The 13,440-nt window shown below is 68.2% G+C and carries 13 protein-coding genes; 1 reads left to right on the plus strand and 12 read right to left on the minus strand.

Annotated features, from left to right (window positions below; genetic code table 11):
* Positions 1–7: 7 nt before the first annotated feature.
* The 7 genes from BLQ70_RS00445 to BLQ70_RS00475 are packed head-to-tail and all read right to left on the minus strand — an operon-like array spanning position 8 to position 5,538.
* Positions 8–1,639, minus strand: coding sequence for a complex I subunit 5 family protein (locus BLQ70_RS00445; protein ID WP_170843258.1), 1,632 nt, complete (start codon positions 1,637–1,639; stop codon positions 8–10).
* Positions 1,636–3,159: a complex I subunit 5 family protein gene (locus BLQ70_RS00450; RefSeq protein WP_091855388.1), complete on the minus strand. Its 1,524-nt coding sequence runs from the start codon at positions 3,157–3,159 to the stop codon at positions 1,636–1,638. Before BLQ70_RS00450 ends, BLQ70_RS00445 begins: the two co-directional genes overlap by 4 nt.
* Positions 3,156–3,491, minus strand: coding sequence for an NADH-quinone oxidoreductase subunit K (locus tag BLQ70_RS00455; RefSeq protein ID WP_244511852.1), 336 nt, complete (start codon positions 3,489–3,491; stop codon positions 3,156–3,158). The genes BLQ70_RS00450 and BLQ70_RS00455 overlap by 4 nt, the downstream gene beginning before the upstream one ends.
* Entirely contained in the window at positions 3,488–4,417 is a 930-nt protein-coding gene (locus BLQ70_RS00460) for a hydrogenase subunit MbhD domain-containing protein (protein ID WP_244511853.1), read from the minus strand. Before BLQ70_RS00460 ends, BLQ70_RS00455 begins: the two co-directional genes overlap by 4 nt.
* Positions 4,417–4,710 (minus strand): monovalent cation/H(+) antiporter subunit G, encoded by a 294-nt coding sequence (locus BLQ70_RS00465; protein WP_091855390.1) that lies wholly within the window; start codon positions 4,708–4,710, stop codon positions 4,417–4,419. The genes BLQ70_RS00460 and BLQ70_RS00465 overlap by 1 nt, the downstream gene beginning before the upstream one ends.
* A complete protein-coding gene (locus tag BLQ70_RS00470) occupies positions 4,707–4,994 on the minus strand; it encodes an MrpF/PhaF family protein (RefSeq protein ID WP_091855391.1) in 288 nt (95 codons plus the stop codon). The genes BLQ70_RS00465 and BLQ70_RS00470 overlap by 4 nt, the downstream gene beginning before the upstream one ends.
* Positions 4,987–5,538, minus strand: coding sequence for a Na+/H+ antiporter subunit E (locus BLQ70_RS00475; RefSeq protein WP_170843259.1), 552 nt, complete (start codon positions 5,536–5,538; stop codon positions 4,987–4,989). Before BLQ70_RS00475 ends, BLQ70_RS00470 begins: the two co-directional genes overlap by 8 nt.
* 109 nt (positions 5,539–5,647) lie before the next feature.
* Between BLQ70_RS00475 and BLQ70_RS00480 the strand changes: the two genes are divergently transcribed.
* Positions 5,648–7,474, plus strand: coding sequence for a metallophosphoesterase family protein (locus tag BLQ70_RS00480; protein ID WP_244511854.1), 1,827 nt, complete (start codon positions 5,648–5,650; stop codon positions 7,472–7,474).
* Here BLQ70_RS00480 and BLQ70_RS00485 read toward each other — a convergent pair.
* The 5 genes from BLQ70_RS00485 to BLQ70_RS00505 form a co-directional block, all read right to left on the minus strand.
* Positions 7,464–8,522: an AI-2E family transporter gene (locus BLQ70_RS00485; RefSeq protein WP_091855393.1), complete on the minus strand. Its 1,059-nt coding sequence runs from the start codon at positions 8,520–8,522 to the stop codon at positions 7,464–7,466. The two genes, BLQ70_RS00480 and BLQ70_RS00485, sit on opposite strands and share 11 nt — an antisense overlap.
* A 65-nt stretch (positions 8,523–8,587) precedes the next feature.
* Positions 8,588–9,655 carry a patatin-like phospholipase family protein gene (locus BLQ70_RS00490; protein ID WP_244511855.1) on the minus strand — a complete coding sequence of 356 codons (1,068 nt, stop codon included), beginning with the start codon at positions 9,653–9,655 and terminating at the stop codon, positions 8,588–8,590.
* 31 nt (positions 9,656–9,686) lie between these two features.
* Positions 9,687–11,417 (minus strand): hypothetical protein, encoded by a 1,731-nt coding sequence (locus BLQ70_RS00495; RefSeq protein WP_091855394.1) that lies wholly within the window; start codon positions 11,415–11,417, stop codon positions 9,687–9,689.
* Entirely contained in the window at positions 11,414–11,923 is a 510-nt protein-coding gene (locus BLQ70_RS00500; RefSeq protein WP_061963617.1) for a DUF1269 domain-containing protein, read from the minus strand. The genes BLQ70_RS00495 and BLQ70_RS00500 overlap by 4 nt, the downstream gene beginning before the upstream one ends.
* A complete protein-coding gene (locus BLQ70_RS00505) occupies positions 11,916–13,394 on the minus strand; it encodes a leucyl aminopeptidase family protein (protein WP_170843260.1) in 1,479 nt (492 codons plus the stop codon). The genes BLQ70_RS00500 and BLQ70_RS00505 overlap by 8 nt, the downstream gene beginning before the upstream one ends.
* Positions 13,395–13,440: the final 46 nt, after the last annotated feature.

Genomic DNA, 13,440 nt, shown 5'->3' on the forward strand with positions numbered 1-13,440 from the left:
CGCCCTTTCAGGCCTGCAACATCAAAACGCCGCCCAGCAGGATGGCAAGAGCGATCAGGACGAACCCGGCAACGGGCCAGCGGCGAAAATGGGCGTCGATACCCCCGATCCGATCCGAAAAGCGGCGGGCAACCGGTTGTGCGGCTTGTGCGAGGACGATGATGTCGCCTTCCGGAATCGCACCGAGCCGTTGCGGCAATCGATGGACGAACAGCATCGCGACCGCGCCGAGCAGCATCGGCCAGGTCACCTTCCAGAGCGCCTCCGGGTGGAGCAAGCCGGAAACCGTTTCGCCGGAAACCGCCGGATAGAGCGACCACGGGATGAGGAAGGCGGCAGCCGCCACGACCAGCCAGGGCAAGAGCTGCCAGAGCGCCGGCGATCCCGCCGTATTGCCCGCCGTGTCGCGGCGCAGGATCAGCAGGAAATGCAGCATCAGCGCGGTGCTGCCGGCGCCGGCCAGCGTCATCGCGCCAGCGAGCCAGCCATAGCCGAACAATGGCTTGGTCGCGAGCTTGGCCAGCGCACCGCTGGTCAGCGGCATGCCGCCGAGGCTCAGCGCGAGCACCGCGGTGAGCAGCAGCGCGAGCCTGAGGCGGCGCCCTCCTGTCGTGGCGAGGATGCCGACGCCTAGGAACAGCGCGCCCTTCACCAGCATGTGGTGAACGGCGTAATAGGCCGTCAGGTTTGTGACGGCAGGATCGGCGGTGTCGAGGCCGACACCGAGCAGCACGGCCAGCAGCCCCATCTGGCTCATGGTGGAATAGGCCAGCACCGTCTTCGCCCGCGGCTGGGTGATGCCGACGATGACGCCGGAATAGGCCGTGACGAGGCCGACCCCGATCAGCACGGAGCCCCAGAGCGGCGCCCCGGCCTCGAAGGGCAGGAAGCGGATCAGCCCGATCACGCCGGCCTTGACCACCACGCCGCTCAGCACCGCCGAAGCCGGTGTCGGCGCCGCCGGATGCGCCAGGGGCAGCCAGACATGCAGCGGCACCAGCCCCATCTTCAGCGCGAAGCCGATGATGAACAGCGCAAGGGTGCCGTCACGCATCGGCGAGGCCGGCAATTCGGCGACGACGCTGCGGATCTGCGGATTGGCGTCGGGATGCATGGCCGACAGCATCACCAGCGCGATCAGCAGGAAGGCCTCTCCCAGCAGAGCGAGCCCGACATAGATGACACCGGCCCGGTGTGCGGAGGCGCTCTGCTCGTGGACGATCAGCCCATAGGCGGCAAGGCTCGCCAGCGTGAACAGCAGGTAGAAATTCACAACGTCGCCGACGATGAAGAGGCCGAGGCTGCCGGTGAGGGTCAACAGCCACCAGATTGCGAAGCGCGGCGCAGCCGGGTCGCGCGCCATGAGCGAGGCCGCGTAAGCGCCGGCAGCGCTCCACAGCAGCGCGGCGCCCCCGAGCAGGATCGCGCCCGGCTGGTCGAGCACCAGCGTCAGCCGGAACGGCGCCGGGAAGAAGGCGAAGCGACCTTCCGGTACGAGGACTGCCGCCGCGAGGGCCGGCAGCGGCGCGATGACGACCACGGCCAGGACCCTCGCCCGGAACCGCGCGGACAGGCAGCAGATCGCGAGCACGAGCGGGAAGAACAGCGCTGCGGCGAGAAGCAGGCCGGCGCTGCTCATGGCGCCCATGCCAGGTTGAGGCCATCGCGGCCGATCTGCAGGAAGCCGAAGGGCCGCAGCGGCACGAAACCGATCAGCACGGCTGCAATGGCCAAGGCGAGCGCCGCGCATTCGAGCCGGCGCGGCACGGCACGGCGCGCCACGATCGGAACGGTGGGGACGGCCAGCGCCTTGTCGATCACGCGGAAGACGTAGGCACCGGCCAGAACCCCGCCGGCCAGGATGGTTGCTGCCAGCCAGGGATTTCCCTGGATCACTGCGGCCGTCAGCAGCAGGCATTTGGCGACGAAGCCGCCGCTCGGCGGAATACCCATCAGCGACAGACCCGCGAGGCCAAAGGCGGCCGCGCTGATCGGCAGCACCCGGCCGAAGCCGCCGAGATCGGCGATGCGATCATGACCGAAGGCCTCGGCAATGACGCCCGCCGCCAGGAACATCGCCGCCTTCGCCAGCGCATGGGAGACGAGCTGGAGAGCGCCGCCTGTCCAGGCGATCGTGCCCCATGGCGGCAGGTCGGCGCTGCCGGCGGCCAACGGGAAGACGATGAAGAGATAGCCGATCTGCGCCACGGTCGAATAGGCGATCATCAGCTTCAGCCGCGCCTGCCGGAGCGCCATGACGCTGCAGAACAGGATCGAGGCGGCGCCGAGGACGGCGAGCATCTGGCCTGCGATCGCGGCCGCCTGCGGGGGCGCGACGTCGAGCACCAACCGCAGGATCAGGAAAACCGGCGCCTTGATCACCAGCGCCGACAGGACGGCGCTCGCCGGAGCCGGCGCCCCGGCATGGGCCGGCGGCAGCCAGAGATGCAACGGAAACAGCGCCGCCTTGGCCAGAAGCCCGACGATCATCAGCGCCAGCGCAACCGCGAGCGCCGGGTCCTGCCGAGCAAGCTGCGCCAGCGCCAGCAGGTCGAGCGTGCCGTACTGGCCGTAGATCAGGCCGGCCCCAAGCAGATAGAGCAGCGAGCCGATCAGCGCGAACAGCAGATAGCGCAACGCCGCCGTGACGGTCTCAGCCCGGCCGTCGAGGCAGACCAGCGGCACCGCGGCGAAGGTCAGCAGCTCCAGCGCGACATAGAGGTTGAACAGATCCTCGCCGACGAAGACGGCATTCAGCGCGCTCCAAAGCGCCAGCAGCATCACCCAGAAGGTCGTCTGCGCCCGTCCGCCGCCAGCGTCCGTCTGGAGCCCGTGCTGGATATGCGCGAACAGCCCGACCGCGACCACGACCAGCGCCGTCATGACCAGCATCGCCCCCGATAGCCCGTCGGCCCGCAGAGCGATGCCAAGCGGCGGCTGCCAGGCGCCGACGACATAGGAAAGCGCTTTCCCGCTCGATATCAGCTCGGTGGCGATGGCGATGGCGACGGCGAGCCCGGCGGCGAAGGTCGCCAGCGCGATCCGGGCCGCGCTGCGCGGCCCGGAGGCGAGGATGGCGAGCACGGCGCAGACCGGCAGGATCGTGGCCAGGACCAGCAGAAAACCGCCCGGCGTGGTGGCATGGACGAGCGGCGTCACAAGCCACTCCGCGATTCATCAGGGGCCGCTCGGTCGTCGACAGTCAGTTCGGCGAGCCGCTTCAGCAAGGCGACGGCCAGTGCGCTGGCAGAGAAGGCGACGACGATGCCGGTGATCACCAGGGCCTGCGGCACCGGGTCGGCGTCGAAGCCCGGGCCGGCGCCGCGCCGCGCGACGGCGCCGAAAACGAGGAAGATGCCCGCGCCGAGGATGTTGCAGCCGACGATCCGCCGCAGCAGCCCGGGATGGGTGATGACGGCGAACAGGCCGATGCCGACGAGCGCTGCCCCGCACAGGCCGAACAGGACGCCGGGCTGAAGCACCGCCATCATCGCGCCGGCGCCTTGCGGGCCGGCCCCGCGACCAGCATGGCGAGCGCCGCAGCGACGGAGAGTGTCAACGCCGCCTCGATCGCCAGGATCAGGGGTTTCGCCAGTGCCTTCGGATAGGCGAGGAAGCCGTCGGCGAAGGCGAAGCCGAGGAAGGCGATCGCCAGGAACAGGATCGGCCCGCCGGCCAGCACCAGCCGTAGCAACCACCGGGTCGTGTCGGGGGGCGGATGAAGCCCTGCCATCATCACCAGCAGCCACATCGCCGCGAGCACTGTCCCGGCCTGGAAGGTGCCGCCCGGCGCATCCGCCCCGACCCAGAACATGTAGACGCCGATGACGACGCCGAAAGGCGGCAGGACACGCCCGAGATAGGCGAGCGGCCCCGGAACAGCGGCGGGCTTCAAATCGGGAGCGCCGCCCCAGAGCGCATCGGGCGCCAGCGACCAGACCCCGATCAGGGCGAGCAGCACCACGACCTTCTCCAGCAGCGTATCGAGCGCGCGAAAGGCCAGCAGCACGGCGGTGACGGGATTGCCCAGCCCCGTCGCGGGAAGCGCCTGCGCGGCGGCCGGCGCGAGCGTCGGTGCCGGTGTGGAGAAGGTCAGCACGGCGAAGCCGAGCCCGGCGGAGATTGCGGCGCTGCCCGCAGCGACGGCGAGCTTGCCCGTGCGCGTCGCCGGCTCCGCCTGCTTGCCGCGGCCGCGCAGGGCAGCTTCCGCCCGCAACAGCAGGATCCCGGTCACGCCGCCACCGATCGCGATCTCCGTCAAGGCGACGTCGGGCGCCGCCAGCCGGACCCAGGCCAGCCCGAGCAGCAGGCCGAAGGCGAGGAAGGTGATGATCGCGCTGCGCTCGTCCGGCTCGACGACGACGCGAAGCGCGAGCATCAGCAGCAAGGCGACGAGCGCAAGGTCGAACAGCGCCATCATCGCTCGGTTCGGTCGCGATGGACCGCACGGGCGAGCAACTGGCTCGCCGTTGCGGCCGAAAGCTGCGCGAGCAGCCAGATGCAGACGAGCTTCAAGCCGCCCGCGATACTCGCCGATTGCGGCAGGAGACCGAGCAGGATCAGCCCGAGCCCGAGATTGTCGGCCTTGCTGATCGCATGCAACCGGCTCAGCGTGTCGGGAAACCGCAGCAGGCCGAGCGCGCCGGCCAGGAAGAGCAATGCCCCCACGCTCACCAGGACGACGGTGGCGGTGTCGAGAAGGGCGCTCATGGCTGCTCTCCCGACGAAGTGCGGTCCGCGTCCTGCCCAGCGGAGCCCAGGACGAAAGCCACGCAGGAGAACGCCGCGAACAAAGTGAGCAGCAGCGCGACATCGCTCGCAGCCGCAGAGCCGGATGCCGCCCCCAGCAGCAGAAGAACCGCCGCTCCGCCGGTCCCGAGCAATTGCACCGCCATCATGCGTTCGGCCGTGATCCGGGAGCGTAGCACGCGCAACAGTGCGATGGCCGTGACCGCCAGGATGAACAACGCCGCAGTGGTCAGAAAATCAGCCATCGCGCCGATCCCGTTCGAGGATTCGGCGGAAAGCGACCTCGTCGGCCGCAACCTGCTCGGCCACGGCCTCACGCAGATCGAGGCAATGGATATGCAGGGTCCCGTCGCTCTCAACGGCAACGGGCAGCTTGCCCGGCTGCAGGCTCATCACGGCGCAGGCGGAATCGCGCGCCATGCCGTCGGGAATGCTGGAACGGCAGGTCGCGAAGCCCGGCCGCAAGTCGGGTTCGCGTGCAAAGGCGCGCCGCGCCACGTCGAGCCCGGCGGCCACCGATTGCGGCAGGAAGCGGATCAGGAACCGCGCGAGGCCCGCTGGCGAAAGCTTACCGCCGGGGGGCCACAACGCCTTACTGGCCCAGACTCCGGCGGCGCTGGCGACGAGCCCGACAGGCAAGTCCTTCAGCGCGGGGCCGATCAGGGTCACCCACAGCAACAGCAGGCAAAGCCCTCGGATCCAGAGCACCGAGAGCCGCACGTCGTCGGCCGCGGCCGCTCCACCCATCGTCTCGCCCGCCTCCGGTCGATACTCTGCCCAGTTCAGCATGAGGGTAGCGCCCACCTCCCCGGGCAACATCAGCCCGATGTCTCATGACTGTGCGCCACGTCCCATTCTCGGCGCGATGGCTGGCAGGCGGGCACCCGATCTGCGCAGGATGGCGGCTCGCTCTGTCCGGGGACCGCATGCCGCAGCTCAAGTTTCCTTCGCCGCCGCCCGCCCGGCCGGCCGCATCATCATGCCGATGATCATCGAACCGCGGCACGGCGACGCGGAAGACGACGCGAGCAGCACCAAGAAGCACTCGCTGATCGCCATCGCAGGCAGCCTGCTTGGCGAGATCAGCCTGCCCAAGCTGGCGCTCGCCTGGGTTCTGGGTGCCCTGCTGCCGAGCCTCCTGCTGGGCGCGGCCCCCCTCGTCATGTCGGCCTGGGTCGCGTCCGTGTCAGGCCGCGTGACGGCACTCGCCGGGGTCGGCTCGCTGGTGCTCCTCGCTTTGGTCGGCGCCGTCGGCTGGTACGGTTTCCGGCCGCTGTTCCGCCTGGCGGAGAAGAGCTTCTGGTCGCTGAACGCGCTTGTGGTGCAGCCGGGCTACGCCATCTGTCGCGAGGGGCTGCAGCATCTCGCCGAGCGCTTCATCCCCGCCGCCGCCGCTCCGGACAGGCGGGCGACCTGGCGCGCGGGCAGCGCGATCGGCGCGGGGCTGGTCGGTTGCCTCGTTGCCGGCGCGGTTGCCGCCATCGTCTGGCCGGCCACGCGCTGGTCAGGCGGCTTCGCCGACTTCGTCGATCCGGTCCGGCTCGTCCTTCCCGCCCTCGCCAATGCCGTCGTGCTGATGTCGCTCTATCTGGCAGCGGCCTCGCTGCTCTGGGGTATCGCCGACGGGTTCATGGACCAGCCGCAGGATCTCGACGGCTTCGACACCGTGCCGCCCGCGGCCCGCCGGTGGCGCGTCGCGCATCTCTCCGACGTCCATGTCGTCGGCGAGCGCTACGGCTTCAGGATCGAGAGCGGGCGCGCCGGCCCGCGCGGCAACGAACGCTTTCGCCAGGCGCTCGAGCGGCTGGCTGAAATCCATGAGGCCGAGCCGCTCGACCTGCTGCTCATCACCGGCGACATGACAGACGCCGGGCGCTCGGCCGAATGGGCCGAGTTCCTCGACGCCATGCTGCGCCACCCCGCTCTCGCCGAGCGCAGCCTGATCCTGCCCGGCAACCACGACGTCAACATCGTCGACCGCGCCAATCCTGCCCGGCTCGAATTACCGGGCAGCCCGGGCAAGCGCCTGCGCCAGATGCGCACGCTCTCGGCCATGGCGGCTCTCCAGGGCGAGCGCGTGCGGCTTTTCGACGACAGCCGAAGCCACCTCGCCGGCAGTCTCGCCGCCACGCTGGAACCGCATCGCGACAGGATCGCCGCTTTCGCCGATTCGGGGGGCTTGCGCCTCTCAATCGGCCTCGCCGCGATCTGGGAGGATGCCTTCCCGATGGTGCTGCCACCGGCCGAGCCGGACGGACTCGGCGTCATCCTGCTGAACTCCAACGTGGAAGCGCATTTCTCCTTCACCAACGCGCTCGGCCTCGTCGCCGAGGAGGATATGCAGGCGTTGCTCGCCGCGACCCGCGCCTTCCCGCAGGCGCGCTGGATCCTGGCGCTCCATCACCATCCGGTCGAATATCCGCGGCCGGCAAAAGCGTTTTCGGAGCGCATCGGCACGGCCCTGATCAATGGCAGCCGGCTCCTGCGGCTGCTGCGACCGGTCGCTTCCCGAATGGTCGCGATGCATGGGCACCGCCATATCGACTGGATCGGCCGTTGCGGCGCGCTGAAGATCGTCTCCGCGCCGTCGCCGGTGATGGAGGCGACGGATGACGAACCGACCTGCTTCTACATCCACACGCTGGCGGCGGCGCCCGGCGGGATTGCGCTGCTGGAACCGCAGCGCATCGTGATCGAACCCGCGCCGCCCGCCGTCATAGCGTGACGGACGAGCCTTCCGCGATCTTCTCGTCCTTCTGTGGCGAGCCGAAGATTTCGGCCAGCCACAGCGTCGACGGATGCAGGGCGCAGAAGGTGAGCAGGGCGATGGTGATCGGCACGCCGATGAAGGCGCCGAAGACCCCCCAGAGATAACTCCAGAAGAACACCGAGAACAGCACGGTCGCCGGCGAGATCGAAAGGGCGCTGCCGGCGACCCGCGGCTCGACATAGCTCCCGACCACGAACTGGATCAGGTTGAGGCAGGCGAAGACCGCGATCACCGCTTGCCAGGAGCCGAACTGCGTCATGGCGAACAGGGTCGGGAAGACCGTCGCGACCAGCGGGCCCAGGAACGGGATGTAGTTCAGCAAGAAGGCGATGAAGCCCCATTCCTCGGCCAGTTGCAGGCCGACAGATTTGGCGAAGACCCAGACCAGCACGCCGGTGATCACGCTCATCGCCGTCCGGACCAGCATGTAGCGGCGGATCTTGACCGCCGTCGCGATGCTGCCGCGCAGCAGCAGGTCGCCGGTGGCGCGATTGCGCATGCTCCTGAGCTTGCGGCCGAACTCATCGACTTCGAGCAGGCCGAGGAAGACATAGACCAGCACCACCAGCCAGAAGCTCATCGTGCTGTTGAGGCGCCCCGTGACGGTCTGGGCGGTGCGCAGCATCCAGCTGACGCTGAACGCCTCGGACCAGGCCCCGGCGACTGCGATCCCGTGCCCTTCGAGCCAAACCGTGACCTGGTCGTAGAAGGTCTGGAAACGGGCGGCATCGCTGACGATCCAGCGGCCGACACGGCCAAAGGCCCAAGCGATCAGGGAGCCGAAGCCGACGAAGGCGACAACCATGACCACGACGCAGACCGCCAGCGCCAGAAGGCGCGGCAGGACGCCCTGCAGGGCCTTCTGCAACGGCCAGACCAGCGCGATGATGAACAGTGCGAAGGCGACCGGCGCAAAGACCGAGCTCGCGATCGACAACGCCGCCACCACGATGATGGTGGCGACCACGACCAGACCGGCCTGATGGATATTGCCGCTCGTCATGATCCTGTCCGTCCTCGCATCGGCGGCAATATCGAGGTTGTGCGGCCGTTCAGCATGAGCACCGGTCAGACCCCCTTGGTGAGTTCGGCGAGATCGAGCGTCGAGCGCTTGCCGATCTCGTTGCGATTTGCCTGGTAGAAGGCCTCTGCCGAACGCCTGCCCTCGTCGTGCAGCATCGTCAGGAACTCCCATTCGGCATTGAGCTTCGAAGAGTAGCCGAGCTCGGTCATGGCGTCGCTGGTGATGCGGTGGACCCGCATCCGCGCCCAGCGCGCACCCTCGCCGCCCCCGGAAAGCGCCTCGCGTTGCAGGAGCGCCATCATGCGGAGCTCCTTCAACAGAACCGCGTTGAAGGAGACCTCGTTGAGACGGTTCAGAATGTCACGCGCCGTCCGCGGCGTTCCCGGCCGCTCCACCGGATTGATCTGGACGAGGATCGTATCGCTGGCATTGCTCTCCTCGATCAGCGGCGTCATGGTCGGGTTGCCGGAATAGCCACCGTCCCAATAGCTCTCGCCGTCGATCTCGACCGCCTGGAACAGGGTCGGCAGGCAAGCCGAGGCGAGCAGCACTTCGGGCGTGATCTCGGCGTTGCGGAAGACGCGATTGCGGCCGGTGCGGACATTCGTCGCGGAGATGAACAGCTTGATCGGGCTTTTCGCGATGGCGTCGAAATCGATCACCTCGGCAAGGATCTCGGTCAGCGGGTTCGTGCCCGCCGGATTGAGGCTGTAGGGCGAGACGACCCGGGACATCATGTCCATCGCGACGAAAAGCGGCGAGGTGTCGAGCGTCCAGCGCCCGAGCAGCACGTCCAGCGGCGAACGCTGGAACGGGCTGAACTTCGCCGCCTCGGAGACCTTCCGCCAGAACTGGTTCAGTGCCTCTCGCGCGCCACCCCGTCCGCCGGTGACATAGCCGGAGGCCAGGACCGCCGCATTCATCGCCCCGGCCGAGGTGCCCGAGATCGCCTCGATCGTCAGCCAGTCCTCCTCGAGGATCCGGTTCAGCACGCCCCAGGTGAAGGCACCATGCGCGCCCCCACCCTGCAAAGCGAGATCGATATCGAGCGGCTTGCGCGGCGGGGCGCTCGCGCCGCCGGCTTGGCTGGAGGAAGCAGGCGTCTTGCTCACAACATCACCGTTGTTGGCGGAACCGGCCGCGTCATGACGACTTCACCAGCCCCGAGAAACCCGCGACCGCGAGCAGGCTCAAGGCCCAGCCGACGATCGATTGGAAGTAGAAATAGCTGATGGCGACGCGCCCTCCGGGCTTCGCCGGATTCGGTCGCCAGAAACTGCGCTGGCCCATGTCCAGCACCGGCAGCAACGTGTCGAGCGAATACATCCACGGGCTGAAGGCGGGGTAGCTCGAGGCTTCCCAGCGCTGCCGGAAGCAGTCGAGCTGGGTCTGGCCCGGCATGGCCAGCCCCTGTGACGGACCGCTGGCGACCAGCGGTCTCTGCTCCCCATGCGCGATGCCGCACAAGGTCCATTCCGGCGCGCGCAGCACGACGGCACTGTTGGGCATCACCGCGCCCTGGCCCTCCGCATAGGCGAAGATCCCGACGCCTGCGAGCCAGAAGAACACAAGCCAGACGAGCGCGAAGAGCGGCCTGCGGCCATAGCCGAGCGTGATCCCGAGGATACCGTCGGCGACGAAGAGAAGCGCCCGCCAGACCGGACTTTCCGTCCGCGCCCGGCGGGCCCGGCGCTGCAGCCTTTCCTTGATGACGAGCACCGAGCTGGCATCCTCGCCATGCCCCATCTCGCGGAAGACCGCCGCGAGCTGCTCGTAGGGTTGCGGCCAGAAATCCTCGCCCCAGCGTGCGGGTGTCTGGCGGGCGAGCCAATCAAGGCGGCTGTCCGCATCGACCGGTCCATCGATGAAGGCGCCGTAGCGGCAGCGGTTGAGCAGCAGCTCGCCTGGCTTCGGCCAGGAGGCCGCCTCGTCATGGATCGTGCCGATCGAGGCACCGGTCAGCGCCAGCGTGCCGTCCAACCGAGCGTCGCGGCGCAAGAAGAAGGCGCCCTTGATAGCCGCCCGGCTGGCGTCGAGGGCGGTATCCCCGGCATGATCGACAAGCGTACCGGAACAATCGAGATCACCAGCGATAGCGGACCCGGTCAGTCGCACCTCGCCGGTGACGTGTGCGTTTCTCAGCACGATGCTGCCATGGCAGGTGATCTCGGTCGCGTCGATTGCGGTTCGCTCGAAGGCCGGAACGGTCGCGCCCGCGGCGTCGAGATCGGCCGCCAGGACCGCGCCGGCCAGATTCACGCCGCCGCGCAGGGTCGCGCCGCGCAGGAGCACGTTGCGCACCTCCAGGCTGCGGCCCAGCAGGGCATAACCGCTGCGATTGCGGATCGTCGCTCCGTCGCATTCGAGGTTGCCGCCGAGGCGCGCCTGGTCAAGGTTGATTCCGCCCTCGACATCCGCCCCCCGAAGGTAGATGCCGCCGCGCGCCTCGAGTCGCTCGGCCTGCAGGCCGGGTAGCCGAGAGCCGTCCAGAAAGAGCCGGTTGATGATGGCGGCGCGCAGGATCGGCGCTGCCTCGAAATGGCAATCGTTCAGGCCGATGTCGCGAAAGATGCGACAGGCCTCAAGGTCAAGAACCTCGGAAATCCAGGCGCCATGAACGAGTACGCCCTTCTCGTGCGGCCGGCAGCCTGCCTCGCCGCCGAGCATCAGGAAGCGCAGGAACGAGGCGCGCACGATACGCGCCGGATCAGGCTCGGCGGGCAGGACCCCGTTGCCGAGCCTGTCGAAGCTGCCGGACTGGAGCTTGGCGACGATCTCCTCCTCCGCCGGAAGCAGCGGCCGGAAATCGTCGAGGCGCACGGTCGAGGCTGCCCAGACGGTGGCCTCTGCACCCAGGCTCCAGTCGAGGGTCACGCCGGCGATGCCTCGGCGCTCGCCGCGGCCGAGAGGGCTTCGCGCAGCTGGGCTTCCTTCGTTTCGTCGAAGGAGGTGCTGATCAAGGTGCCGCCGACGCCCTTGAGATCGGCCAGAACCTTGTCCGTCGTCATCTTGCGGATCAGCAGGAAGAGGCCAGCCGTGTTCGGCTGCAGCGCCGAGGCGGCATCTTTCATGAACTTGTCGTTGATGCCGATATCGGTGAACTTGCCGCTCAGCGCGCCCGAGGCGGCACCCAACGCCGTGCCGACCAGCGGCGCCAGGAAGATGAAGCCGATCAGCGTGCCCCAGAGCGCGCCCGAGGCAGCGCCCGTCGCGGTCAGGTTGATCATCTGGTTGAGCTTCACCTGGCCCTTCTCGTCCTTGACCACGACGACCGCGTCGCCGAGCTCGATCAGATACTCGCGCTGGAGCGAAAGGACCTTCTGGCGAACTTCCTCAGCCTTCTGTTCCGTCGGGAAGGCGATGAAAACGAGATCACTCATGAATGGAGTTCCTGCTTGAGCGGGGAGAAAAGATCGCGTGCCCCGGCACCGCTCGTGCCCGGCCGACCAGGAATTCCGCCAATAACGGCACCGGACGCCCTGTCGATCTCCTCCGCTGTGCCGTCGATGCGGTTCCGGCGATGTCCAGATGCGCCCAGGGATAGGCGGTGGCGAAGCGGGCCAGATTGGAGGCGGCCGCGATCGCATCGGCGGGACATTCGATCTCTTGATCGGCCTCAGCGTCCTGGCCCGCGGGTAATGGCGGGTCATTTTCCCACAACGGAAGCTGCCATACACCGTCGCCCGATATCCCACCGCATTTCGACAGTTCCGATGCCAAGCCTTCGTCATTGGCGAACAAGCCGCTGGCATGGCTGCCCAGCGCGATGAAGCTTGCGCGGCTCAGCGCAGCGACGGTGATGACACAGCTCGGCGAAAAATGAGCGGCGTAGCCGAGCACGTCCCCCAGGAGCGAGGGTTCCCGCGCTCGGTGGCCGTCATCCCTGTCGATACATGATGCTCCACGCTGGCTGGCGACGATGAGACCCACGACATTCAAGGCGAGCCCCAGCCGCTCGACCGTCCGCATCGCGCCCAGCACGCTCCCGATGCCGTGCATGTCGCAGGCTGAAGGAGGCGCGAACGGCTTGTGCTTGGCAGGCGCCTGGAGCGCCGCGACATCGTCACCGATCAGGACGATCGGGCGGCCAGCCGCCTTCCGATGATCGCTCCTCACGACGAAGAGCTTGCAGGCGCCGGCCACAGCGTTCTCTCTTGCCAGAAAGTGCGTCATGCCATGCCTCTCGAATTCGTGCCTCCCCAGCACATCGAGGCTGAAGCCGAATTGGTTCGACATCGCCTGCAGCGTCCGCGCGATGAAAGCCGGCGTGCACAGGTCCGGTGAGAGATCCCCCAGCTCCTTGGCGAAGGAAACGCCCTCGCCGATCGCCACGCCCTGCCGCAGCGCTCCGACCAACTCCGAAGTCAGGGCCTGTGGCACGAGCAGCGTAATGGTGCATTTTTCGCCCCGGATGTTTCGATCGGGCAGCCCGAAGTCGAAGCGGCCGTCGGCGAGAATCCGCGCGGCCTGCTGCATCCGCCAGCTGAGCGCCCGGCGGGGCACCTCGTTCTCCGCGAGCGTGACGACCACCTCCGCAACCGGATCGTCGTTCAGGACCACGGCCACCGCCGCGAGCGCCTGCCGATAGGCCCTGTCGGAAAACCGTCCGGCTTTGCCAAGGCCGACCAGCAGAAGGCGATGCGCCGCGACACCGGGCAACTTTCCGATCAGGCAGGTCGCGCCGACGGTTTCCCCAAGGCCAGCCTGGTCGAGGATGGCGGCGAGCCGGCCGGCCGACCGATTGTTCACCGCCCGCGCCGAACCCATCAGCGGACCGTCGCAGAAAACCCCCAGGACGAGAAATTCCGTCCCGAGTTTCTCCGCTTCTCCGGCTGCCGGAACGATCTCCATGGATGCCCTCTGCCAAGGAAACTGCAATGTCGGTGGGCCAAATTCT

It is taken from the genome of Allobosea robiniae (assembly GCF_900102525.1).
GTDB classification, from domain to species: Bacteria; Pseudomonadota; Alphaproteobacteria; order Rhizobiales; family Beijerinckiaceae; genus Allobosea; species Allobosea robiniae.